The sequence below is a fragment of the Pseudomonas sp. 2835 genome, from assembly GCF_050435905.1.
GTDB lineage: Bacteria > Pseudomonadota > Gammaproteobacteria > Pseudomonadales > Pseudomonadaceae > Aquipseudomonas.
This window is the reverse complement of the sequence record NZ_JBNDLE010000004.1, coordinates 96,352-118,257: the sequence shown is the minus strand read 5'-3', so window position 1 is coordinate 118,257 and position 21,906 is coordinate 96,352. Positions and strand designations below refer to the sequence as shown.

19 protein-coding genes, 1 tRNA gene and 1 pseudogene are annotated in these 21,906 nt (G+C 62.9%); 12 read left to right on the top strand and 9 right to left on the bottom strand.

The genetic code is table 11. The features are described 5' to 3' along the window. Positions 1-5 precede the first annotated feature (5 nt). Positions 6-1,964 carry a monovalent cation:proton antiporter-2 (CPA2) family protein gene (locus ABIE20_RS06865; RefSeq protein ID WP_429503864.1) on the bottom strand — a complete coding sequence of 653 codons (1,959 nt, stop codon included), beginning with the start codon at positions 1,962-1,964 and terminating at the stop codon, positions 6-8. Between the two features lie 178 nt (positions 1,965-2,142). Between ABIE20_RS06865 and ABIE20_RS06860 the strand changes: the two genes are divergently transcribed. From ABIE20_RS06860 to ABIE20_RS06845, 4 genes are all read left to right on the top strand, one after another. Next, on the top strand, positions 2,143-2,379 hold the full coding sequence (locus ABIE20_RS06860; RefSeq protein ID WP_429503862.1) for a glutaredoxin family protein: 237 nt from the start codon (positions 2,143-2,145) through the stop codon (positions 2,377-2,379). 92 nt (positions 2,380-2,471) lie between these two features. After that, positions 2,472-2,903, top strand: coding sequence for a D-Ala-D-Ala carboxypeptidase family metallohydrolase (locus tag ABIE20_RS06855; RefSeq protein WP_429503860.1), 432 nt, complete (start codon positions 2,472-2,474; stop codon positions 2,901-2,903). 92 nt (positions 2,904-2,995) lie between these two features. Beyond that, on the top strand, positions 2,996-3,307 hold the full coding sequence (locus ABIE20_RS06850; protein WP_115086053.1) for a transcriptional regulator: 312 nt from the start codon (positions 2,996-2,998) through the stop codon (positions 3,305-3,307). A 50-nt stretch (positions 3,308-3,357) separates the two neighbouring features. Then, a complete protein-coding gene (locus tag ABIE20_RS06845; RefSeq protein WP_429503858.1) occupies positions 3,358-4,245 on the top strand; it encodes a pseudouridine synthase in 888 nt (295 codons plus the stop codon). 42 nt (positions 4,246-4,287) lie between these two features. Here ABIE20_RS06845 and ABIE20_RS06840 read toward each other — a convergent pair whose 3' ends face one another. The 3 genes from ABIE20_RS06840 to acnA form a co-directional block, all read right to left on the bottom strand. Then, the gene (locus tag ABIE20_RS06840; protein ID WP_429503856.1) at positions 4,288-5,853 is read right to left on the bottom strand and encodes a methyl-accepting chemotaxis protein; all 1,566 of its coding nucleotides are present in this window, start codon (positions 5,851-5,853) and stop codon (positions 4,288-4,290) included. A 190-nt stretch (positions 5,854-6,043) separates the two neighbouring features. Next, the gene (locus ABIE20_RS06835; RefSeq protein WP_429503854.1) at positions 6,044-6,820 is read right to left on the bottom strand and encodes a CPBP family intramembrane glutamic endopeptidase; all 777 of its coding nucleotides are present in this window, start codon (positions 6,818-6,820) and stop codon (positions 6,044-6,046) included. A gap of 152 nt (positions 6,821-6,972) precedes the next feature. Further along, complete coding sequence (gene acnA, locus ABIE20_RS06830; protein WP_429503852.1) at positions 6,973-9,714, bottom strand: aconitate hydratase AcnA; 2,742 nt, start codon at positions 9,712-9,714, stop codon at positions 6,973-6,975. A gap of 218 nt (positions 9,715-9,932) precedes the next feature. On the opposite strand from acnA, the gene rlmM reads away from it, so the two are divergent. Further along, the gene (gene rlmM / locus ABIE20_RS06825; RefSeq protein WP_429503850.1) at positions 9,933-10,997 is read left to right on the top strand and encodes a 23S rRNA (cytidine(2498)-2'-O)-methyltransferase RlmM; all 1,065 of its coding nucleotides are present in this window, start codon (positions 9,933-9,935) and stop codon (positions 10,995-10,997) included. 120 nt (positions 10,998-11,117) lie between these two features. Then, positions 11,118-11,360, top strand: coding sequence for a sulfurtransferase TusA (gene tusA, locus ABIE20_RS06820; RefSeq protein WP_429503848.1), 243 nt, complete (start codon positions 11,118-11,120; stop codon positions 11,358-11,360). On the opposite strand, the gene ABIE20_RS06815 is transcribed toward tusA, so the two are convergent. After that, positions 11,357-12,754, bottom strand: coding sequence for an MATE family efflux transporter (locus ABIE20_RS06815; RefSeq protein ID WP_429503846.1), 1,398 nt, complete (start codon positions 12,752-12,754; stop codon positions 11,357-11,359). The two genes, tusA and ABIE20_RS06815, sit on opposite strands and share 4 nt — an antisense overlap. Before the next feature lie 142 nt (positions 12,755-12,896). Between ABIE20_RS06815 and pdxB the strand changes: the two genes are divergently transcribed. After that, entirely contained in the window at positions 12,897-14,039 is a 1,143-nt protein-coding gene (pdxB, locus tag ABIE20_RS06810; protein WP_429503844.1) for a 4-phosphoerythronate dehydrogenase PdxB, read from the top strand. 53 nt (positions 14,040-14,092) lie between these two features. Here the strand turns inward: pdxB and ABIE20_RS06805 are convergent, their stop codons facing one another. Then, positions 14,093-14,269 carry a PA1571 family protein gene (locus tag ABIE20_RS06805; protein WP_429503842.1) on the bottom strand — a complete coding sequence of 59 codons (177 nt, stop codon included), beginning with the start codon at positions 14,267-14,269 and terminating at the stop codon, positions 14,093-14,095. A 277-nt stretch (positions 14,270-14,546) separates the two neighbouring features. On the opposite strand from ABIE20_RS06805, the gene ABIE20_RS06800 reads away from it, so the two are divergent. From ABIE20_RS06800 to mqo, 4 genes and pseudogenes are all read left to right on the top strand, one after another. After that, complete coding sequence (locus ABIE20_RS06800; protein ID WP_429503840.1) at positions 14,547-16,316, top strand: ABC transporter transmembrane domain-containing protein; 1,770 nt, start codon at positions 14,547-14,549, stop codon at positions 16,314-16,316. A 210-nt stretch (positions 16,317-16,526) separates the two neighbouring features. Then, positions 16,527-17,210 (top strand): annotated as a pseudogene (locus ABIE20_RS06795) (methyl-accepting chemotaxis protein); the annotation flags it as partial. Between the two features lie 165 nt (positions 17,211-17,375). Continuing rightward, complete coding sequence (locus ABIE20_RS06790) at positions 17,376-18,143, top strand: methyl-accepting chemotaxis protein (protein ID WP_429504270.1); 768 nt, start codon at positions 17,376-17,378, stop codon at positions 18,141-18,143. 391 nt (positions 18,144-18,534) lie between these two features. Then, positions 18,535-20,136 (top strand): malate dehydrogenase (quinone), encoded by a 1,602-nt coding sequence (gene mqo / locus ABIE20_RS06785; protein ID WP_429503839.1) that lies wholly within the window; start codon positions 18,535-18,537, stop codon positions 20,134-20,136. Between the two features lie 156 nt (positions 20,137-20,292). Here mqo and ABIE20_RS06780 read toward each other — a convergent pair whose 3' ends face one another. From ABIE20_RS06780 to ABIE20_RS06770, 3 genes are all read right to left on the bottom strand, one after another. Beyond that, positions 20,293-20,667, bottom strand: a complete 375-nt coding sequence (locus tag ABIE20_RS06780; RefSeq protein WP_038994310.1) for a bacteriocin — start codon at positions 20,665-20,667, stop codon at positions 20,293-20,295. Between the two features lie 132 nt (positions 20,668-20,799). Continuing rightward, positions 20,800-20,876 (bottom strand) — tRNA-Pro (locus tag ABIE20_RS06775). 64 nt (positions 20,877-20,940) lie between these two features. Further along, positions 20,941-21,162, bottom strand: a complete 222-nt coding sequence (locus ABIE20_RS06770; protein WP_010223359.1) for a YgdI/YgdR family lipoprotein — start codon at positions 21,160-21,162, stop codon at positions 20,941-20,943. 197 nt (positions 21,163-21,359) lie between these two features. Here ABIE20_RS06770 and moaB point away from each other — a divergent pair, with 197 nt between their 5' ends. Then, a complete protein-coding gene (gene moaB / locus ABIE20_RS06765) occupies positions 21,360-21,899 on the top strand; it encodes a molybdenum cofactor biosynthesis protein B (RefSeq protein ID WP_429503837.1) in 540 nt (179 codons plus the stop codon). The last annotated feature ends 7 nt before the right edge of the window (positions 21,900-21,906 follow it).

The window sequence follows — 21,906 nt, the reverse complement described above, 5'->3', positions numbered from 1 at the left end:
ACGGCTCAGCGTCCGGCGAGCAAGCGTGCCTCGCAGGCTTCTACCGCGCTCAACGGGCCGCTGACCAGCACTGCATCACCGGCGTGCAGGCAGGTGCCGGTGTCGACATTCAGCTCCTCGCCCTGGCGTTGTACCGCCTGTAGCTCTACGCCCAGCTGTTCCAGGCCCAGTTCGTTCAGAGGGCGGCCGCAGGCGTAGGCTTCGGCGCCGAGGTTGACCGCGTGCATCATCGCCTTGGGCAGGCCCTCGCTGTCGACCGGGCTGGTCTGGGCGCCATGGTAGAAGGCGTGCAGCAAGCGGTAGCGGGTCTTGCGCACTTCATCGACCCGTTGCTGCACCTGCTCTTGCGGCAGGCCGAGCATGACCAGGGCGTGGGAGGCCAGCATCAGGCTCGACTCCAGTAACTCAGGGACCACCGCCGTGGCGCCAGCGGCGCGCAATTCTTCGCGCTGACTGTCGTCACGGGTGCGCACCAGGATCTGCACCTGGGCATGACGCTCGCGGGCGGCTTTCAACACGCTCAGGGCGATGTCGGTCTTGTCCACGGCAATCACCAGCAGGCGCGCGCGTTCAAGGCCGATGGCGGTAAGCAGTTCGCCGCGCCGCGAGTCGCCATAGTGCACGCAGTTTTCTCCGGCGGCGGCTTCCTGGACCCGCACCGGGTCATCGTCCAAGGCAATAAAGGGTATGTTCTCGCGCCGCAGGAAGCGTCCGATCGACTGGCCGACGCGGCCGTAGCCGCAGATCAGCACGTGGCCGTTCATTGCGGCGCTTTGGGCTTCGATTTCTTCCAGATGAACTTCCTGGTTGGGCTTGCGGTGCAGGCGCGCGGCGATTGTCGGAGCGGCGCGCAGCAGCAGCGGTGTGACCAGCATCGAGCAGAAGGTTGCAGCCAGCAGCAGGTGGCCGAGTTCCTCTGGCAGCAAGCGGGTCTGTTGCATCTGCGCCATCAGGGCGAAACAGAACTCGCCGCCCTGGGCCAGGGCCAGGCCGCTGCGCCAGGCGGTCTCGGCATCACTGCCGCGCAAGCGCACCAGCGCGGCCACTACAGAACCTTTGATCAGCAGCAGGGCGAGGGTCAGGGCAAGGAGCTGCCAGCCATGAGTGGCGAACAACTGCAGGTCGATGAGCATGCCGATACTGACGAAGAACAGCCCGAGCAAAATATCCCGGAACGGGCGGATATCGGCTTCGATCTGATGGCGGTAGTTGCTTTCGCCCAGCAGCATGCCGGCGAGGAACGCGCCCAGGGCTGGCGACAGGCCCAGCAGGTGGGTCAGCCAGGCGGTCAACAGCACGATCACTAGCGCCAGCAAGACGAACAGCTCAGCTGAGTGCGAGCTGGCCACCTCATGGAACAGCCGCGGCAGCAGCCAGCGGCTGGCCAGCAGCAGGCCGAAGAAGAGAACCACGGTCTTGCCCAGGGTCAGCGGCAACGCCCAGTACCAGGCCTGGCCGCCCTGACCTGCAAACACCGGTACCAGGGTCAGCAGCAATACCGCCACCACATCCTGGAACAGCAGCACGCCGATGGCATTCTGACCATGACTGCTGAAGATCTCGCCGAGGCTGGTCAGCTCCTTGCTGACGATCGCCGTCGATGACAGCGCCAGGCCCGCGCCGAGCATCAAGGCCACGTTGGGTTGCATGCCGAGCAGAACCAGCAGGCCGGCAAGGAGGATACTGGTGCAGATGACCTGCAGGCTGCCCAGGCCAAACACCACCTTGCGCAAGGCGAGCATTTTCGACAGGGAAAATTCCAGTCCAAGGGAAAACAGCAAAAACACCACACCCATTTCAGCCAGGTCCGGCAGCTCTTCGCTTTCGTTGACCCAGTCCAGGGCAGTAGGGCCGACGAACAGGCCGACACACAAATAGCCGAGTACCGGCGGCAATTTCAGGCGCCGGAAGAACGCGATGACGACCAGCGATGAGGCCAGGATGATCAACAGGTTGGCAAACACAAAACACTCCCTTGCGAAAACAGCGAAAAAACCATTAAGTCTGAACGACTTGCGCGATTTGGTCGTTGATATGCATCAGCACTTCATTGCCGTTGGCCGGCTTCAGGGGCGATGCTCGACTGGCTCCGGATGCAGACCTAGAATAATGATCCGTTCCTACAGTCGCTGGTACCCATAAATGCCTCCTGAATGCCAATTGTTCGGCACCCTCGGTTGTCACCTGTGTGAAGTGGCCGAGGCGCTGCTGATGCCGTTTGTCGAGCATGGGCTGTTGGTTGAACTGGTCGATATCGCCGAGCACGAGGGGATGATCGACACCTATGGCTTGCTCATTCCGGTGCTGCGCCGATGTGACACGGGTGCAGAGCTGAACTGGCCGTTTGGCCCTGACCAGGTAGCGGCCTTCCTGAAGTAAAGCAGGTGCGCGAGGATCAGCTTCCGATCGTGCGCCGATTCAAGGGTGCAAGGATAATCCCTGGCGAACTCATCATGCCAAGGAATGGCCCCATGCAGCTTTCCGCACATTTTTCCCTCGCCGAAATGATCACTTCGGAGACTGCCGCACGTCGCGGTATCGACAATACACCCCACGCGCAGATCATCAGTAACCTGGAACGACTATGCGCTGTGCTTGAAGAAGTTCGCAGCCTGGTCGGCCGGCCGGTTCGAGTTAGCAGCGGTTACCGTTCGCTGGCCCTCAACAAGGCAATCGGTGGTTCGGTCAGGAGTGCGCATACCCTTGGCCTGGCGGTGGATATCAATGTGACCGGGCTGGCGCCTCGCGAACTGGCCAGGCGAATCATGGACAGTGAGGTAATGTTCGATCAGTTGATCCTCGAATACGACCAGTGGGTGCACTTTGGCCTCAGCACGCAATCGCCACGCCGCCAGGTGCTGACCATTCGCCGCGGCAGCGGTTACCTGTCTGGCCTGGTCTGACAGCTGCTGTCTGATTGACGCAGGAGACATCTCTGAATATGCTGTATATAAATACAGTACAAGGATGGCGCTTGCGTCGAGGGTCCGGATCAATGGTCAATGTCGAACAACTGAAATACTCCGTCAATCGCATGGCTGTCGAGGTCGTGAGTGAAGCGGTGCTCGAGTTGCGCCTTGACGGCCTGGTGCTGGAAGGCAAGACACCGTTCAACAAGGTGCATTTCAACACCTGCTTTGCCGAGATTGAAGCGCTGTTCCAGCGCGCCGGCTACCACCGGCCACTGGACGTGGTCGGTTACCAGGGGTTGTTGTACGCCCTCTATGACCCTAGCCGCTGGGAGGCGGTCGAGGTGCTGCGCTGGCTCAAGGAGTTTACCGAGGCTGCCGCCGCCGAAGCTGGCTGAGCAGGCGAGCATGGGGGATAATGGCCGGTCCATCTGTCCCGAGTGTTTCCATGGCCACGCCTCCCTTCGATCCGGCTCAGCATCAAGCCAGTACTGTCTGCCTGCCACCCGGCAACTGGGCGACGGTAGTCGATTGCCTGAGCGAGCACTTCAAGGCCATCGGCCGCGAGCAGTGGCTCGATCGCATCGCCCGCGGCCGGGTGCTCGATGCCCAGGGCGCGCCGATCAGCGTTACGCTTGCCTACCGCCCGGGCTTGCGCATCCATTATTTTCGCGAAGTGCCGAACGAAAAGCCGATCCCGGTCGAAGAGTCCATCCTGCACATTGATGAGCACCTGGTGGTGGCCGACAAGCCGCATTTCCTGCCGGTTACCCCGACCGGCGAGTATGTCGAACAGACTTTGCTGCGCCGGTTGATCCGCCGCCTCGACAATCCCAATCTGGTGCCCTTGCACCGCATCGACCGGCACACCGCCGGGCTGGTGCTGTTCTCGGCCAACCCGCAGAGTCGTTCGGCCTATCAGTCGCTATTCCCCAACCGGCAGATCGATAAGCGCTACCAGGCCATCGCCCGCGCCTTGCCCACGCGTGAGTTTCCACTGGTGCACAGGAGCCGCCTGATCAATGGCGAGCCGTTCTTCCGCATGCAGGAAGTGGAGGGGGTGAGCAACAGCGAAACCCTCGCCCAGGTGCTGGAGAAGAACGGCGAACTGTGGCGCTACGGGCTCTCGCCAGTGACCGGCAAGACCCACCAGCTGCGCGTGCACATGACTGCCCTGGGGGCGAGTATCTGTAATGATCCGTTTTATCCGGACATCGTCCAGGGGCCGGATGACTACAGCAAGCCCTTGAAGCTGCTGGCGCAGAGCCTGCGTTTCAACGACCCGTTGAGCGGTGCTGAACGTTACTTCGAAAGCCGGCTGACGCTCGACTGGTAAGGCGGGAAGCCGCGTACCGCCAAGAGCGATACGCGGCCTGGCTTAGCGGTTGAAACGCTCCACCAGCGAGTACTGGCTGGTGGCGGTGCGGGTCAGCTCTTCGCTGAGCAGCGCCGAATGCTGGGCCTGTTCCGAAGTCTGGTCGGCCAGCTGGGCGATGGTGCTGATGTTGCGGCTGATTTCGTCGGCTACCGCAGTCTGCTCCTCGGTGGCCGCGGCAATCTGTGTGGCCATGTCGGTGATGTTGGCCACCGCTTCGCTGATACCGACCAATGCCTGGTCGGCTTCCATCACCCGTGCAACGCCTTCTTCAGCCTGGCGATGACCGCTTTCCATGGTCTGCACGGCGCTGTTGGCGGTCTGCTGCAGCTTGGCGATCAGGCCGTGGATCTGCCCGGTGGACTCGGCGGTGCGTTGCGCAAGCTGGCGCACCTCGTCGGCCACCACGGCAAAGCCGCGGCCCATCTCGCCGGCCCGGGCCGCTTCGATGGCGGCGTTAAGGGCCAGCAGGTTGGTCTGATCGGCAATACCCTTGATCACATCGACCACGCCGCCGATTTCGTCGCTGTCGCGGGCCAGCTGGGTCACGGTCAGGCCGGTCTCACCGACGGCGGCCGACAGGCGCTGGATGGCTTCGCGAGTTTCCCCGGCGATGTCGCGGCCGCGCCCGGTCAGGCGATTGGCTTCCTGGGTGGCATCGGCGGTGCGCTGGACGTGGTTGGCCACTTCCTGGGTGGTGGCGGCCATCTGGTTGACGGCAGCGGCGACCTGTTCGGTCTCCACTCGCTGGCGCTCCAGGCCCGAGGAGCTGTTGTGGGCCAGGGTGTCGGACTGGCGCGCCTGCTCGTTGAGGTGCTCGGCGGTGTCCTGCAGGCGGGTCAGGCAGGTTTTCATCCGCGCGTCCTGGCTGAGCATGGCCATTTCCAGGCGCGCCTGCACGCCGCGGCTGTCGGTGTACATCTGCGCGATCAGCGGGTCGGAGGTGGTCTGTTCGGCCAGGCGCAGCAGGCGCTTGAGGCCGCGTTGCTGCCAGCTCAGGCCAAGCAGGCCAAGCGGTACCGAAAGGCCGGCGGCCAGGGCAAAGCCCCAGGAGTGGCCCAGCCAGTTGCCGATCAGAAAGCCGATCTGGCTGACCAGGATGAACGGCAGCCAGTCCTGTACCACCGGCAGCCACTTGTCGCGGCGCGGAATGGCCGGCTTGCCCTGGTTGATGCGCTGGTACAGCGCTTCGGCGCGGCGTACCTGTTCGGCAGTGGGCTTGACCCGCACCGATTCGAAGCCCACCACCTGATTGTTCTCGAACACCGGCGTGACATAGGCGTTGACCCAGTAATGGTCACCCGACTTGCAGCGGTTCTTGACGATGCCCATCCATGGCAGGCCTTGCTTGAGCGTGGTCCACATATGCGCAAAGACAGCAGGCGGCACATCCGGGTGGCGGACCAGGTTGTGCGGTGCGCGCATCAGCTCCTCGCGGGAGAAGCCGCTGATCTCGACGAAGGCGTCGTTACAGTAGGTGATCACGCCCTTGGCATCAGTGGTCGAAATCAACCGTTGCTGAGCTGGGAAAGTCCGTTCGCGCTGGGTAATCGGCTGGTTGTTACGCATTAGCTGTTCAATCCGCAAGGCTTTCGAGAGGTATCGGCACGCCGGGGGTTTTGTTGAATGAATATTTGCAGGGGTTGATTTCGATCAATGAGTCCCGATCCGACCTGCGCTAAGTCATTCGTGCAAAGTTCAACAAATTAGCTGCATTCTTTCATGTTTTTGACACAAAAGTCAGCTAATGACCGCAAGTTCACAATGGCGCCAGCATCGGGTAACTGAAGCCGGCGAAGTGCGCCAGGTTCAGGCCGAAATGGCACAGCACGGCGGCGAAAAGTCCGCCATATCGGTAAGCCAGACCATAGCCAACACCGGCAAGCCCAGCCAGCAGCACCCATTGCCAGCCGCCAGCGAGATGGGCCAGGCCGAACAGGCTGGCGGCCAGCAGCAGAGCCAGGTTCTGGTTTTTCAGCAGGCGTTGCAGGCCGCCCTGCAGGTAACCGCGAAACAGCAGTTCTTCTGTCAGGCACACCAGTAGCAGGTTGTTCAGAGCCCAGATCCAGCCCTGTTCAGGCCACTTCGGTGCCCAGGCGATCATCCCCAACAGCCAGGCGCCACCCAGGCATACCGCGATTACCAATGGCAAGGTCCAGGCCAGGCTCGCCAGTGGGCGCTTGTTCTTCAGGGCCAGCACCCAGGGGCAAGCCAGCAGCAGCCAGAAGCCAATCAGTGGCTTGTCGAGGTTCAGGTACATGGAAAAGGGCAGGGCGTCGCTGCTAAAGCGCACTTTGTCGATGACCTTGGCGCCGCTGAAACCAGGCAGCATATGCAGGGCCAGGCCGATAGCCAGGAGCACGAACAGGGCATGCCCGACCAGCTTCTGCCAGAGGCTGGCGCGGCGCACCAGCAAGCCGGCACACAGCAGGGCAATCAGGCTGGGCAGGGCCAGCAGGCCGAGGTTGCCTTTGAGCAGGGCGAAGATGTAACCAAGGCCAAGCAGCGCCAGGCCGATCCATTGCGGGGCAAGCATGAGACATCCTTTGAAAAGCAAAACGTGAACCCTTCGACTGCGCTACTGCGCGCGAGGACACGCCTCTCGGCCATCCTTTGGCCATTACTGCCTATCGTACGTTGTCTGCTGGGCAAGGCAAAGGCCCGGTCACCAGGGACCGGGCCGGCGCTTCAGGCTGCGATCAATTGCCGCAGTACATAGTGGAGGATGCCTCCTGCCTTGAAGTACTCCACTTCATTGAGGGTGTCGATCCGGCACAGCACTTCGATCTGTTCCTGGCGACCATCCTCGCGGCTGATCTTCAGGTTCAGGGTCATGTGTGGCTGCACCTGGGCATCACTCAAGCCAAGGATATCGATACGCTCGCGGCCGTCCAGGGCCAGGCTCTTGCGGTTCTGCCCGGGTTTGAACTGCAACGGCAGCACGCCCATGCCCACCAGATTGGAGCGGTGGATGCGTTCAAAGCTCTCCGCCAGCACCGCCTTGACCCCCAGCAGGTTGGTGCCCTTGGCGGCCCAGTCGCGACTGGAGCCGGTGCCGTACTCCTGGCCGGCAATTACCACCAGTGGCGTGCGATCGGCCTGGTAGCGCATGGCCGCGTCGTAGATGGCCATCTTCTCGCCAGTGGGTGCATAAAGGGTGTTGCCGCCTTCTTCTCCACCGAGCATCTCGTTGCGGATGCGGATGTTGGCGAAGGTGCCGCGCATCATCACTTCATGGTTGCCCCGGCGTGAGCCGTAGGAGTTGAAGTCGCGCGGCTCGACGCCTTTTTCTCGCAGGTAACGTCCGGCCGGGCTGTCGGCCTTGATGTTGCCGGCCGGGGAGATGTGGTCGGTGGTCACCGAATCACCCAGCAGGGCCAGAACCCGGGCGCCGTGGATATCCTCGATCACCGGCAGCGGCCCGGTAATGTCGTCGAAGAACGGCGGATGCTGGATGTAGGTGGAATCGTCCTGCCAGACATAAGTGGCCGCCTGGGGGACCTCGATGGCTTGCCACTGGGCGTCGCCGGCAAACACTTCGGCATACTCCTTGTGGAACATCGCGGTATCGACGCTGGCCACGGCGTCGGCGATTTCTTTCTGGCTGGGCCAGATGTCGCGCAGGTACACCGGTTGGCCATCCTTGCCGACGCCCAGCGGTTCGCGGCTGATATCCACGCGCACGCTGCCGGCCAGGGCATAGGCGACCACCAGCGGTGGCGAGGCCAGCCAGTTGGTTTTCACCAGCGGATGCACGCGGCCCTCGAAGTTGCGGTTGCCCGAGAGCACCGAGGCGACGGTGAGGTCGGCGCTGGTGATGGCTTTTTCGATGGCTTCGTCCAGCGGGCCGGAGTTGCCGATGCAGGTGGTGCAGCCATAACCCACCAGGTCGAAGCCCAAGGCGTCGAGGTACTGGGTCAGGCCGGCGGCGTTGTAGTAGTCGGTGACCACCTTGGAGCCGGGGGCCAGGGAGCTCTTGACCCAGGGTTTACGCTGCAGGCCTTTTTCCACCGCTTTTTTTGCTACCAGCCCGGCTGCCATCATCACGCTGGGGTTGGACGTGTTGGTGCAGGAGGTGATCGCCGCGATCACTACCGCGCCGTTTCTGAGCTGGATTTGCTGACCCTGGTGTTCATAGCTGACTTCGCCGGCCTGGTCGGCATTGCCCACCGCCACGCCGCCACCGCCTTCGCTTTCCAGGCGGCCTTCTTCCTTGCTCGAGGGCTTGAGTTGCAGGCCGATGAAGTCATCGAAGGCCTGGCTGACATTACCCAGGGCCACGCGGTCTTGCGGGCGCTTGGGCCCGGCCAGGCTCGCTTCGACTTCGTTCATGTCCAGGGCCAGGGCGTCGGTGAACACCGGCTCCTGGCCAGGCAGGCGCCACAGGCCCTGGGCTTTGCAGTAGGCCTCGACCAGTTTCACCGTGGCCTCAGGACGGCCCGACAGGCGCAGGTAATCGAGGGTGATCTGGTCGACCGGGAAGAAACCGCAGGTAGCGCCATATTCCGGTGCCATGTTGGCAATGGTGGCGCGGTCCGCCAGGGGCAGGTCGGCCAGGCCGTCGCCGTAGAACTCGACGAACTTGCCGACCACACCTTTTTTACGCAGCATCTGCGTAACGGTCAGCACCAGGTCGGTAGCGGTGATGCCTTCGCGCAACTTGCCGGTCAACTTGAAGCCGATCACTTCCGGAATCAGCATCGACACCGGCTGGCCGAGCATCGCCGCCTCCGCTTCGATGCCGCCCACGCCCCAGCCGAGTACACCCAGGCCATTGATCATGGTGGTGTGCGAGTCGGTGCCGACCAGGGTGTCGGGGAAGGCGTAGGTGCGCCCGTCTTCTTCACGGGTCCAGACCGTGCGGCCCAGGTACTCAAGGTTGACCTGGTGGCAGATACCGGTGCCCGGCGGCACCACGCTGAAGTTGTCGAAGGCGTTCTGGCCCCAGCGCAGGAAGGCGTAGCGTTCGCCGTTGCGCTGCATTTCGATGTCGACGTTCTGGGCAAAGGCCTGCTGGCTGGCGTAGCGGTCGACCATCACCGAGTGGTCGATGACCAGGTCCACCGGCGACAACGGGTTGATCCGCTGCGGGTCGCCGCCGGCCTTGGCCATGGCCGCGCGCATGGCGGCGAGGTCGACCACCGCTGGCACCCCGGTAAAGTCCTGCATCAGCACCCGCGCCGGGCGGTACTGGATCTCGCGGTCGGAGCGCCGCTCCTTGAGCCAGTTGGCCAGTGCTGAGAGATCGGCGCTGGTGACGGTCTTGCCGTCTTCCCAGCGCAGCAGGTTTTCCAGCAGCACTTTCAGCGACATCGGCAGGCGCTGCAGGTCGCCGAGGCTGCGGGCGGCGTCGGGCAGGCTGTAATAGTGGTAGGGACGATCATCGACCGTCAGGGTCTTGAGGGTTTTCAGGCTATCGAGCGAGGGCATTACCAACTCCTTCTGCGCCGGTGATCGGCAATCTTCCCTGCTGTCGCCGGTTCACCGCCTCTGTGACAGTCCGCACGGCACGGACTTGGCTGAACGGTCAGGTTAGCCCTGTTTGGCGGACCTGACCATGTACTGGACCGGTAGGAAGTGTCGCAGGTTCCGAACTTCCTTTATCATTCGCCGATTTACCGGCGCTGTTTATTGCGCCCGGAGTGAAGATGAATACCCTGTTTATGCATTGCCGGCCCGGTTTCGAAAGCGAAGTCTGTGCCGAAATTGCCGAGCACGCTGCGCGCCTGAACGTCGCCGGCTATGCCAAGGCCAAGCCGCAGAGCGCCTGCGCCGAGTTCATCTGCAACGATGCCGAAGGTGCCGAGCAGCTGATGCGCGAGCTGCGCTTCGCCCAGTTGATCTTCCCCCGGCAATGGGCTCGCGGCACATTCATCGAGCTGCCGGAAACCGACCGCATCAGCGTTCTGCTCGAGGCCCTGGCCGACTATCCGCAATGCGGCAGCCTGTGGCTGGAAGTAATGGACACCAACGATGGCAAGGAGCTATCGACCTTCTGCCGCAAGTTCGAGGTGCCGCTGCGCAAGGCCCTGAGCAAGGCCGGACGGCTGGTTGAGGATGCGCACAAACCACGTTTGCTGCTGACCTTCGTCAGCGGCCGGCGGGTGTTTGTCGGCCTGGCGGCAGCGGATAACTCGGCAATGTGGCCGATGGGCATTCCGCGCCTGAAGTTTCCGCGCGAAGCGCCGAGCCGTTCGACCCTCAAGCTGGAAGAGGCCTGGCACCACTTCATCCCCCGTGACCAGTGGGATGCGCGCCTGTCCGATGACATGACCGGTGTCGACCTCGGCGCGGCGCCGGGCGGCTGGACTTACCAGTTGGTCAAACGCGGCATGCTGGTGACCGCTATCGACAACGGGCCGATGGCCGAAAGCCTGATGGACACCGGCCTGGTCCAGCACCTGATGGCCGACGGCTTCACCTACAAGCCCAAGCAGACCGTGGACTGGATGGTCTGCGACATTGTCGAGAAGCCAGCGCGCAGTGCCGCCTTGCTGGAAACCTGGTTGGGCGAGGGCCTGTGCCGCGAGGCAGTGGTCAACCTGAAGTTGCCGATGAAGCAGCGTTATGCCGAAGTGCGGCGCTTGCTCGAACGCATCGAAGAGGGCTTCAAGGCGCGCAAGGTCAAGGTCTCGATTGGCTGCAAGCAGCTGTATCACGACCGTGAGGAAGTGACCTGCCACTTGCGTCGCCTGGATCTGAAACCGCGCTGAGGCCATCGCTGGCAAGGTTGCCAACACAACCTGTGAGCCGGCGTTGCCGGCGATGAGGCCAGTGAAGATGACCCTGGCGCCTGCATGAGCGACAATAGCTGATTGTTTCCGGAGTTCTACATGACTGACTTCACCCCAGATGCCGTCCTCGACGCCACCGGCCTGAACTGCCCGGAGCCGGTGATGATGCTGCACCAGCACATTCGCGACCTGGCCCCCGGCGGCCTGCTCAAGGTGATCGCCACCGATCCCTCGACCCGTCGCGATATCCCCAAGTTCTGCGTGTTCCTTGACCACGAGCTGATCCAGCAGCAGGAAGAGGCGGGTACCTATCTGTACTGGATCCGCAAAAAAAGCGGTTAACGTTTTTCAGCGCGGCGAATGTGCTTGGCGCTGCTGCGCGCCAAGCGAATCGCCAGCATCAGCGCTGCGCAGGTCAGGCCGGCGATCAGGCCTTCCCACAGTCCGTTGGGGCCGCTAGCCGGGCCGAACAGGTCGGTCAGGCCGAGCACGTAGCCGACCGGCAAGCCGATGCCCCAGTAGGCGAACAGGGTCAGGATCATGGTCACCCGGGTGTCCTGGTAACCGCGCAGGGCGCCGGCGGCGATCACCTGGATGGCGTCGGAGAACTGATACAGCGCGGCATAGACGATCAGCATCGCGGCAATCTGGATTACCGCCGTGTCAGGGGTGTAGATCGAGGCGATCGGCTCGCGCATCAGCAGGATCAGGCTGGCCGAGAAACAGGCAAACACCAGTGCCGCGCCCAAGCCGACCAGGGCGGCAAAGCGCGCCTGGCGCGGCAGCCCGGCACCGATCGCCTGGCCAACCCGCACGGTCACCGCCATCCCCAGTGAATACGGAATCATGAACAGCAGCGAGCTGATGTTCAGGGCAATCTGGTGCCCGGCCACCACGGTCGGGCCGAGGCTGCCGATCAGCAGGGCAATCACTGCGAAGATGCTCGACTCGGCGAACACCGCGATGCCGATCGGCAGGCCGACGCCTACCAGGCGCTTGATCACCGGCCATTGCGGCTTGTCCAGGCGCACTAGCACGCGGTTGCGGGCGTAGGCCGGGGCCCAGTGGGTCCAGGCGGCCATGCTCAGGGCCATGAACCACATGACGATGCCGCTGGCCCAGCCGCAACCGACGCCGCCCAGGGCCGGCATGCCGAAGTGGCCGTAAATCAGCACATAGTTCAGCGGGATGTTCAGCAGCAGGCCGGACAAGCCGATGACCATGCTCGGTCGCGTCCGGCCCAGGGCATCGCTGTAGCAGCGCAACACGTAATAGAGGGCAACGCCGGGGAAGCCGAAGGCAATGCCCTGTAAATAGCCCATGCTCGGCGCCACCAGTTGCGGGTCGACTTTCATCACCTGCAGGATCGGTTCGGCGCTGAGCAGCAGGCCACTGGCGATCAGGCCGACACACACTGCCAGCCACAATGCCTGGCGCACCAGCGGTCCGATCTCGGCATGCTGGCCGGCACCAAAACGCTGGGCAACCTTGGGTGTGGTCGCCAGCAGGATGCCGGTCATCAGCAGGTACACCGGGATCCAGATCGAGTTGCCCAGGGCTACCGCAGCCAGGTCGCGCGGGCTGACCCGGCCGGCCATCACCGCATCGACAAAGCCCATGGCGGTGGTCGCCAGCTGGGCAATGATGATCGGCGTAGCCAGCATCAGCAGGCCGCGCAGCTCGGTGCGGATCCGCGTCGGGCGCGAGAGGGCGGGGGTTTGGGTCTGGGCAGTCATCGGTGTCACAAGGCAGGCGTCCACAGGAAAGATGGGCAAAGCCGACTAGTCTACGCCTTGACGCAGCAGTCAGGAACCTCGCCTGCCTGTGGAACGGCCCACCCGTATCGGCCTACACTGCGCACCCCGATAGGAGAGCGCCATGCTGATTGTTGCTGACGAGAATATCCCGCTGCTCGATGCCTTCTTTGCCGGCTTCGGCGAAATCCGCCGCTACCCCGGTCGGGCGATTGATGCCGCCTGCGTCAAGGATGCCGACGTTTTGCTAGTGCGTTCGGTGACCAGGGTCGACCGCGCGTTGCTCGATGGCAGCCGGGTGAAGTTTGTCGGCACGTGCACCATCGGCACCGATCACCTGGCCCTGGATTATTTCGCCGAGGCCGGTATTCACTGGTCCAGCGCGCCGGGTTGCAACGCCCGTGGGGTGGTGGATTATGTGCTGGGCAGCCTGCTGACCCTGGCCGAGCTCGACGGCGCCAGCTTGCCTGCGCGCACCTATGGGGTGGTGGGCGCTGGCGAAGTCGGTGGGCGTCTGGTCGAGGTGCTGCGTGGCCTGGGCTGGAAGGTGTTGGTCTGCGATCCGCCGCGCCAGGCGCGCGAAGGTGGCGACTATGTGAGCCTGGAGCAAATCATCGAGCAATGCGACGTGATCAGCCTGCACACCCCGCTGACCCGTAGCGGCGAGCTGCCCACCTGGCATCTGCTGGGCCAGGCGCAATTGGCCCGCCTGCGCCCCGGCGCCTGGCTGATTAATGCAAGCCGCGGTCCTGTGGTCGACAATCAGGCCCTGCGCCAATTGCTGCGCGAGCGCGATGATATCCAGGCGGTGCTCGACGTCTGGGAAGGCGAGCCCCAGGTCGACCTGGCCCTGGCCGACCTCTGTGTGATCGCCACCCCGCATATTGCCGGCTACAGCCTGGACGGCAAGCAGCGCGGCACCGCGCAGATCTACCAGGCGTTCTGCGCCTGGCGGGGCGAGCCTGAGCAGGTGCAACTGGCCGACCTGTTGCCACAGCCGTGGCTGGCCGAGATTGCCTTGCAGGCCGAGACCGATCCGGCCTGGGCCCTGGCCACTCTCTGCCGCGCGGTGTATGACCCGCGCCGTGACGACGCCGATTTTCGCCGCAGCTTGAGCCGCGACCCGGCGCAGCAGAAGGCCGCCTTCGACAACCTGCGCAAGCACTACCCACCGCGCCGTGAAATCGAAGGCCTGGCCGTGCGCCTGCACGGTGAAGCGCCGCAACTGGCGCAAATGGTCCGCGCCCTGGGAGGCGTGCTGGTGTAAACAGCGGGCAATAAAAACCCGGCGCGTGCGCCGGGTTGAAGAATTCGGGTGGGTCAGTCTTTCTTGGCGGGGTCTTTGCGGCTTTCTTCCAGCTTTTTGCAGGCCTGCTGGACCATCTCTTCAGTGATGATGATCTCATTGCCATCCGGGCCGATGATCGCACCACCTACCGGCGCTTGCGGGTTCTTCACCGATTTTTCCTGGGTATTGCCTTGATGTTGCAAGCTCATTTCCTGTCTCCTCATCAGGTTGCAAGCTCAGACTAGAATCGCCTCGTGACCGGCCTGTGACAGCTCCTTCGGTTATCACTGTGCGACGTCTCCAGTCCACCAGAAAGCCGAGTAAACCTCCAGTGGTACTTTAGACCGAAACGGTCTAGCCAGCTGTGGCCTGGGTCTTATATGCCCAGGTACTGGTTCCGACGCCCGAACATGGTAGGGAGTTCCTTGGCCCTTGATCAGTGGTCCGGTGTAGGCTGCTGCAAACAGCGGACAAACGGCGTACTCCATGCTCAACCGGTTTTCTTCCCGCCAGCGCCAGGCCCTGCGCCTTGGCTGGCGTTTCATTCGTCCTTACCGCAAGCAGGCGCTGCTGGCCTTGCTGGCCTTGATCGTCACTGCGGCGATTACCTTGTCCATGGGCCAGGGTATTCGTCTATTGGTTGACCAGGGCTTCATGACCCAGTCGCCGCACCTGCTCAACCAGTCCATTGGCCTGTTCCTGCTGTTGGTGCTGGCCCTGGCGATCGGCACCTTCAGCCGCTTCTATCTGGTGTCCTGGATTGGCGAGCGCTGTGTGGCCGATATCCGCCAGCAGGTGTTCGATCATCTGATTTACCTGCACCCGGGCTTTTTCGAAAGTAACCGCAGCTCGGAGATCCAGTCGCGGCTGACCGCCGATACCACTTTGCTGCAATCGGTGATCGGCTCGTCGCTGTCGCTGTTCCTGCGCAATGCCCTGATGGTGCTAGGCGGCATCGTCCTGCTGTTTGTCACCAACCCCAAGCTCACCAGCATTGTGGTGCTGGCCTTGCCGCTGGTGCTGGCACCCATCCTGATTTTCGGCCGGCGCGTGCGCAGCCTGTCGCGGCAAAGCCAGGACCGGGTCGCTGATGTCGGTAGTTATGTGTCCGAGACCCTTGGGCAGATCAAGACTGTGCAGGCTTACAACCATCAACCCAGTGATCAGCAGCGTTTCGGCGCCACGGTCGAGGCGGCCTTTGACGTGGCGCGCAAGCGCATCCTCCAGCGCGCCTGGCTGATCACCCTGGTCATCGTGCTGGTGCTGGGTGCGGTCGGGGTGATGCTCTGGGTCGGTGGCATGGACGTGATCGCCGGGCGAATTTCCGGCGGCGAGCTGGCCGCCTTCGTGTTCTACAGCCTGATCGTCGGCAGCGCCTTCGGCACCCTCAGCGAAGTGATCGGTGAGCTGCAGCGCGCCGCCGGTGCGGCCGAGCGGATTGCCGAGCTTTTGGCCGCGCGCAGCGAGATTGTCGCGCCCGCTGACTTGCAGCGCTCAGCGCCGCGGGTCAGTGGCCGGGTCGAGGTGCGGGACGTGCATTTTGCCTACCCGTCGCGGCCCACGCCGCCGGCCATCGATGGCCTGAGTCTGACCGTCGAGGCAGGCGAAACCCTGGCCCTGGTGGGGCCGTCGGGGGCGGGCAAGTCGACGCTGTTCGACCTGTTGCTGCGTTTTTACGATCCGCAGCAAGGGCGTATCCTGCTCGACGACCAGGACATCAGCCGCCTCGATCCCCAGGACCTGCGTCGCCACTTTGCCCTGGTAGCGCAGAACCCGGCGCTGTTCTTCGGTACGGTGGAAGACAACATCCGCTACGGGCGCGCCGATGCCACGGTCGAACAGGTCGAGGCCGCAGCCCGCAGTGCCCATGCCCATGAGTTCATCCTGCAACTGCCCAACGGTTACCAGACCCACTTGGGTGACGCCGGCCTTGGCCTCTCGGGCGGCCAGCGCCAGCGCCTGGCGATTGCCCGGGCGCTGCTGGTGGATGCACCGATCTTGTTGCTCGACGAGGCCACCAGCGCCCTCGACGCGCAGAGCGAGCACTTGATCCAGCAGGCGCTGCCAACCTTGATGAGCGGCCGTACCACCCTGGTAATCGCCCACCGTCTGGCCACGGTGCAGCATGCCGATCGCATTGCGGTGATCGATCAGGGGCGCTTGGTAGCGATTGGCAGCCATCGCCAGCTGATCGCCGAGAGCCCCTTGTATGCGCGGCTGGCGGCGTTGCAGTTCAATAACGTGACGGAAATGTGACAGCGTCCTACAGACTGTCACATTTCTGTAGCAATCCCTTGAGACTATCTGTTCCAGCTGTTGCGTAATGCTCGAACCTGGCTGCTATCGATCGATGGCAGCTTTTTTTTGGCCTGCCGTCAGTGGCCAGTGAACGAGGACAGGGACGTCTTTGCCTGGTTGGCGCCCAGTGGCGTCGCTCCCTCATTCCTTGTTCCGGGACTTCTTTCGATGTTGCGTAAATCCCTCAGAGTGCAAATTCTCGCCCTGCTCGGCGGCAGCCTGGCGGCGATCCTGCTGATCGCCCTGGTATGCTTCCAGTTGCTGTCCTCCAGCGTGCGCGGCTATGGCCAGTTGATCGATGGGCCGTTGCAGGCGTCGCAGTTGATCGACGAGGCCAACCTGCAGTTCAAGGTCCAGGTCCAGGAGTGGAAAAACGTGCTGCTGCGCGGCAAGCAGCCCGCCGAGCGGGACAAGTACTGGCAGCAGTTCCTGGCCCGTGAGCAGCAAGTGCAGGGCATCCTTGACCAGTTGATCGCCCACAGCGAGCAGCCGCTCAAGGCTCGCGCCGAACAGCTCAAGGCCAGCCATCGGCAGTTGGGCCAGGCTTACGCACAGGGGCGTCAGGCGTTTCTGGCGGCGGGCGCTGATCCGCTTGCAGGTGATCAGGCGGTAAAAGGCGTCGACCGTGCGGCCAGTGAGCAGATGAGCGAACTGGTGACGCAACTGCGTAATGAGGCCCAGAAGCGTGCCCAGGCTATAAGCCAGTCGGCTGAACGCACGGTCTGGCTGGGGCTTTTGGTGATGTTCGGCTCGGCTGTGCTGGTGGGGCTGTTTAGCCTGTGGCTGGTCAACCGCAGCCTGATCGAGCCGATCCGTGGCTTGATCGACTATGTCGCCCAGTTGAGCCAGGGGCGCTTCGCGGCGCGGGTCGCCAGCGACCGCCAGGATGAGCTGGGACGGCTGGCGGTGGCGGCCAACACCCTGCGTGATTTTCTCGCCGACACCTTCAGCCGCCTGCAGCGCAACGCCGGTGAGCTGGAAAGCGCCAGCGGTGAACTGCGCGGCATTGCCGGCAACATGGCCCGCGGCACCGACGACCAGTTCCAGCGTACCGACCAGGTTGCCACGGCGATGCACGAGATGTCGGCCACCGCCCAGGAAGTCGCCCGCCATGCCGCCGACGCTGCGCGCGCCGCCGATGAGGCCGACCATAGCGCCCAGGCCGGCGAGCAGGTGATGCAGGCAACCATCGCCACCATTGCCGTGGTCAATCAGGAAATCGCCAGTACCGCGGCGGTGATTCGCCACCTGGAAGCCGACAGCGATCGCATCGGCAAGGTGCTGGAAGTGATTCGCGGCATTGCCGAGCAAACCAACCTGCTGGCACTCAATGCCGCCATCGAGGCAGCGCGGGCCGGTGAAGCCGGGCGCGGCTTTGCCGTGGTCGCCGATGAAGTGCGCAGCCTGGCCCAGCGCACGGCGGCGTCGATTGCCGAAATCAACCAGATCATCAGCGCTGTGCAATCTGGCGCCGTGGCCGCGGTCAAGGCTATCGAGAGCGGCCAGCAGCGCAGCGAGGAGGGTGCCGAGCAGGTACAGCAGGCCGGGCTGATGCTGCAGCGCATCACCGTTGCCGTGGAAGCGATCCGCGACATGAACCGGCAGATCGCTACGGCAGCAGAGGAACAGACCAGCGTGGCCGAGGACATCTCGCGCAACCTGGTGGAGATCACCCGCATCGCCACCACCAACCAGCAAGCGGTGCAACAGACCGAGCAGGCCGGGCAGCATCTGCACGGGTTGTCCGGGCAACTCGGTGAAGTCACTGCGCGCTTGAGTGCTTGAGAAAACAGGGCGCCTGGGTAAAAGAGGGGGAAATCCGCCACATCCAGTGCCTACAGCTTGGCAATGTGGCGGATTGTCGCCAGCTAAACCGTTAAAGTTGGGGTGCGACGACTCGTCCTAGCTATTAGTCGTTGGTCTTGTAAAAGTTGGCCCGCTTCCTGCTTTAAGGCGACCCACCCTGACACCGGCGGCCAAGCCCCGCGTCTGGCGTGACGACCGTTCCCGATCCATCGAACAACCCCAGCCGCCATCCATTGCGCGGGTGTTCAGGCCGAATGCCCGAGCACCAGCTACGCTAAGCCTTGGACTGCGCGAGCAACAACAAGAATCCGGGCGTGCACTACGGGACCTGCGGTCATTGCCAATTACTTCACTTCAATTGGATTGAATTATGAAAAAAATCCTGCTGACGCTCCTGTGCCTGAGTGTCATCGGTTGCTCCAAGCCCAGTGAGCCCGAGAAAACCGTAGACGTGCTGCTGATCGGCGGCGGCATCATGAGTGCAAGCCTGGGTACCTACCTCAATGAGCTGGAGCCCGGTTGGTCGATCGACATCTACGAGCGCCTGGACAAGGTCGCCGAAGAAAGCTCCAACGCCTGGAACAACGCCGGTACCGGTCACTCCGCGTTCTGCGAGCTGAACTACACCAGCGAAGGTGCCGACGGCAAGATCGACATCAGCAAGGCCGTTGGCGTCAACGAGCAGTTCGAGATCTCCAAGCAGTTCTGGGCCTATCAGGTCGAGCAGAAAGTGCTGAGCAACCCGACCTCGTTCATCAACAACGTGCCGCACATGAGCTTCGTCTGGGGCGACAAGAACGTCGAGTTCCTCAAGAAGCGTCATGAAGCCCTGCAGCACAGCTCGCTGTTCCGTGGCATGGAATACTCCGAAGACCACGAGCAGATCAAGAAGTGGGTACCGATCGTGATGGAAGGCCGCGCTGCCGACCAGAAGATCGCCGCCACCCGCATGCCGATCGGCACCGACGTCAACTTTGGCGAGATCACCCGCCAGCTGTTCGCCTCGATGACCAAGCATGACAACGTCAAGCTGCACGTTCAGCACGAAGTCCGTGACATCGTCCGTAACGCCGACAACACCTGGACCGTGGTCGTCGCTGACCTGGCCAACAAGGGCGTCGAGAGCAGCATCAAGGCCAAGTTCGTCTTCATCGGTGCCGGTGGTGGTGCCCTGAAGCTGCTGCAGAAGTCGGGCATCCCTGAAGCTGACGGCTATGCCGGCTTCCCGGTCGGTGGCCAGTTCCTGATGACCGACAACCCGGACATCGTTGCCCGCCACAAGGCCAAGCTGTACGGCAAGGCTTCGGTCGGTGCACCGCCAATGTCGGTTCCACACCTGGACACCCGCGTGATCGACGGCAAGGAAGTGCTGCTGTTCGGCCCGTTCGCCACCTTCTCGACCAAGTTCCTGAAGAACGGCTCGCTGCTGGACATGTTCGCTGCGCTGACCACCCACAACATCATGCCGATGACCCACGCCGGTATCGACAACATCGACCTGAGCACCTACCTGATGGGTCAGTTGATGCTGAGCTTCGATGACCGCATGGCGGCCCTGCGCGAGTACTTCCCGAACGCCAAGAACGAAGACTGGAAACTGCTGCAGGCCGGTCAACGCGTCCAGGTGATCAAGAAGGACCCTGAGCACGGCGGCATCCTGCAGTTCGGTACCGAAGTCGTTGCTGCCCAGGACGGCACCATCGCCGCATTGCTGGGCGCCTCGCCAGGCGCCTCGACCGCTGCGCCGATCATGCTGAGCGTGCTGGAAAAGACCTTCAAGGATCGCATCAAGACCCCTGAGTGGCAGGCCAAGCTGAAGGAAATCGTTCCGACCTACGGCCAGAAGCTCAACAACAACCTTGAGCTGACCAACAAGACCCGTGAGTGGAGCAGCTCGCGTCTGAACCTGCTGTACGTTCCGGTGCTGCCGGAAGAAGCGGCTGCTGCGGTACAGGCTGAGCCTGCGCTGTAAGCTTTCGCTTTGCTAGTAACAAACAAGCCCCTGTTCAGGGGCTTGTTTGTTTCTGGCCCGCCCAAAGCATCGCCGGCAAGGCCGGCTCCCACAATGGATTGGCTTGCACCTGTGGGAGCCGGCCTTGCCGGCGATTGAGGGCTACTCGGTTGTGGATCAGTGGCGCTTCTTGCGATGACTGTCTGCCAGGTTGTTACCCAGCGCACCACCGGCCGCACCACCCAGGCCGGCGCCAATTGCCGAGCCGGTGCTGCCACCGAGCTTGCCACCTACCAGCGAGCCGCCGGCCGAACCCAGGCCGCCACCAATGGCCGCCTTGGTCTTGTTGCCTTTCTTCGCGCCCATGGCACTGCCTGCCGCGCCGCCGACGCCGGCACCAATGGCCGCACCGGTGCTGCCACCAAGCTTCTGCCCGACCACGTTACCCAGAACGCCACCCAGGCCACCGCCTACAGCGGTCTGGCCATCACCGGCCATGGCGCCTTGTGCGCACAAAAGGCCCAGGGTCAGGGCGGCAAGAGTCTTACGCATGTGAATCAACCTCAATGTTCAAAAAGGCGCGCATTCTGCTGCCAGCGCCGTTGCCGCGCAATGCTGGCCAGTGCTGCTCGTCTGCCAGGCACGAAAAAGCCCGCGCGAGGGCGGGCTTTTCACTGAGTAATCTGGTCGGAGAGACAGGATTCGAACCTGCGGCCTTCTCGTCCCGAACGAGACGCGCTACCTGGCTGCGCTACACTCCGATGGAGAAAATATTACTCAAAATTTTCTCCCCGACAAGCCCCCTGAAGCGGCTTGTCGATCAGCTTACAGGTCCTTGACGGTACGGACCTGATCCTTGTTGATGCGGGTGCGCTTGCCGTCCAGTTGTTCGAATTCATAGAAGCCCGAGTCTTCATCGTACTGCGGAGTATCGACCGCCTGGATTTCGCGTCCGTCGTTCAGGGTGATGACGGTCGGCGAAGCGCAGCCAGCCAGAGTGCCGAGACCCAGGGCGAGCAGGAAAGCGGGAAGAGTCCGTTGAATCATTGTGTTTCTCCAGTAAAGGATGGTGCGTAATGTTTCTTGAGACGCATAGCGCCTGCGCAAGTTCCATGCAGATTGCAGCATAGCGGCAATCTAGCATTATTGACCGGCAACAATGCCTGGGCCGGTGGCGGGCGCGAGGCAGGCAGGGCTGTGATATAACACCGCTCATTCGTTCCTATCAATGGATTCAAGGTCCCATGAAAGCCAAGGCAGATGTACCTTTCGTGCCGCTGAACATTGCCGTACTGACGGTCAGCGATACCCGCACCCTGGAAACCGACACCTCCGGCCAGGTGTTCGTCGACCGCCTGACCGAGGCCGGCCACGCCCTGGCGGCGCGGGTGCTGCTCAAGGACGATCTGTACAAGATTCGCGCCCAGGTCGCCACCTGGATCGCTGATGAGCAGGTGCAGGTGGTGCTGATCACCGGTGGTACCGGCTTTACCGGGCGCGACAGTACGCCGGAAGCCGTGGCCTGCCTGCTGGACAAGCAGGTCGATGGCTTCGGTGAGCTGTTCCGGCATATCTCCCTGGCCGATATCGGCACCTCCACCGTGCAGTCCCGGGCCCTGGCCGGCCTGGCCAACGGCACCCTGGTGTGCTGCCTGCCAGGCTCGACCAACGCCGTGCGTACCGGTTGGGACGGCATCCTCGCCGAGCAGCTCGATGCCCGTCATCGCCCGTGCAACTTCGTCACCCACCTCAAGCAGGCTGCGCCCTGCGAAAGTCGTAGTTGAGGTACTC

Excerpts from the sequence above, each read along its gene's own strand:
- ABIE20_RS06780 (WP_038994310.1), bottom strand. The coding sequence starts at position 20,667 with ATGCGTAAGACTCTTGCCGCCCTGACCCTGGGCCTTTTGTGCGCACAA.
- ABIE20_RS06845 (WP_429503858.1), top strand. The coding sequence starts at position 3,358 with ATGGCCACGCCTCCCTTCGATCCGGCTCAGCATCAAGCCAGTACTGTC.
- mqo (WP_429503839.1), top strand. The coding sequence starts at position 18,535 with ATGAAAAAAATCCTGCTGACGCTCCTGTGCCTGAGTGTCATCGGTTGC.
- ABIE20_RS06805 (WP_429503842.1), bottom strand. The coding sequence starts at position 14,269 with ATGAGCTTGCAACATCAAGGCAATACCCAGGAAAAATCGGTGAAGAAC.
- ABIE20_RS06860 (WP_429503862.1), top strand. The coding sequence starts at position 2,143 with ATGCCTCCTGAATGCCAATTGTTCGGCACCCTCGGTTGTCACCTGTGT.
- ABIE20_RS06835 (WP_429503854.1), bottom strand. The coding sequence starts at position 6,820 with ATGCTTGCCCCGCAATGGATCGGCCTGGCGCTGCTTGGCCTTGGTTAC.
- ABIE20_RS06790 (WP_429504270.1), top strand. The coding sequence starts at position 17,376 with ATGGCCCGCGGCACCGACGACCAGTTCCAGCGTACCGACCAGGTTGCC.
- moaB (WP_429503837.1), top strand. The coding sequence starts at position 21,360 with ATGAAAGCCAAGGCAGATGTACCTTTCGTGCCGCTGAACATTGCCGTA.
- ABIE20_RS06815 (WP_429503846.1), bottom strand. The coding sequence starts at position 12,754 with ATGACTGCCCAGACCCAAACCCCCGCCCTCTCGCGCCCGACGCGGATC.
- ABIE20_RS06850 (WP_115086053.1), top strand. The coding sequence starts at position 2,996 with ATGGTCAATGTCGAACAACTGAAATACTCCGTCAATCGCATGGCTGTC.
- ABIE20_RS06840 (WP_429503856.1), bottom strand. The coding sequence starts at position 5,853 with ATGCGTAACAACCAGCCGATTACCCAGCGCGAACGGACTTTCCCAGCT.
- acnA (WP_429503852.1), bottom strand. The coding sequence starts at position 9,714 with ATGCCCTCGCTCGATAGCCTGAAAACCCTCAAGACCCTGACGGTCGAT.
- rlmM (WP_429503850.1), top strand. The coding sequence starts at position 9,933 with ATGAATACCCTGTTTATGCATTGCCGGCCCGGTTTCGAAAGCGAAGTC.
- ABIE20_RS06800 (WP_429503840.1), top strand. The coding sequence starts at position 14,547 with ATGCTCAACCGGTTTTCTTCCCGCCAGCGCCAGGCCCTGCGCCTTGGC.
- pdxB (WP_429503844.1), top strand. The coding sequence starts at position 12,897 with ATGCTGATTGTTGCTGACGAGAATATCCCGCTGCTCGATGCCTTCTTT.
- tusA (WP_429503848.1), top strand. The coding sequence starts at position 11,118 with ATGACTGACTTCACCCCAGATGCCGTCCTCGACGCCACCGGCCTGAAC.
- ABIE20_RS06770 (WP_010223359.1), bottom strand. The coding sequence starts at position 21,162 with ATGATTCAACGGACTCTTCCCGCTTTCCTGCTCGCCCTGGGTCTCGGC.
- ABIE20_RS06855 (WP_429503860.1), top strand. The coding sequence starts at position 2,472 with ATGCAGCTTTCCGCACATTTTTCCCTCGCCGAAATGATCACTTCGGAG.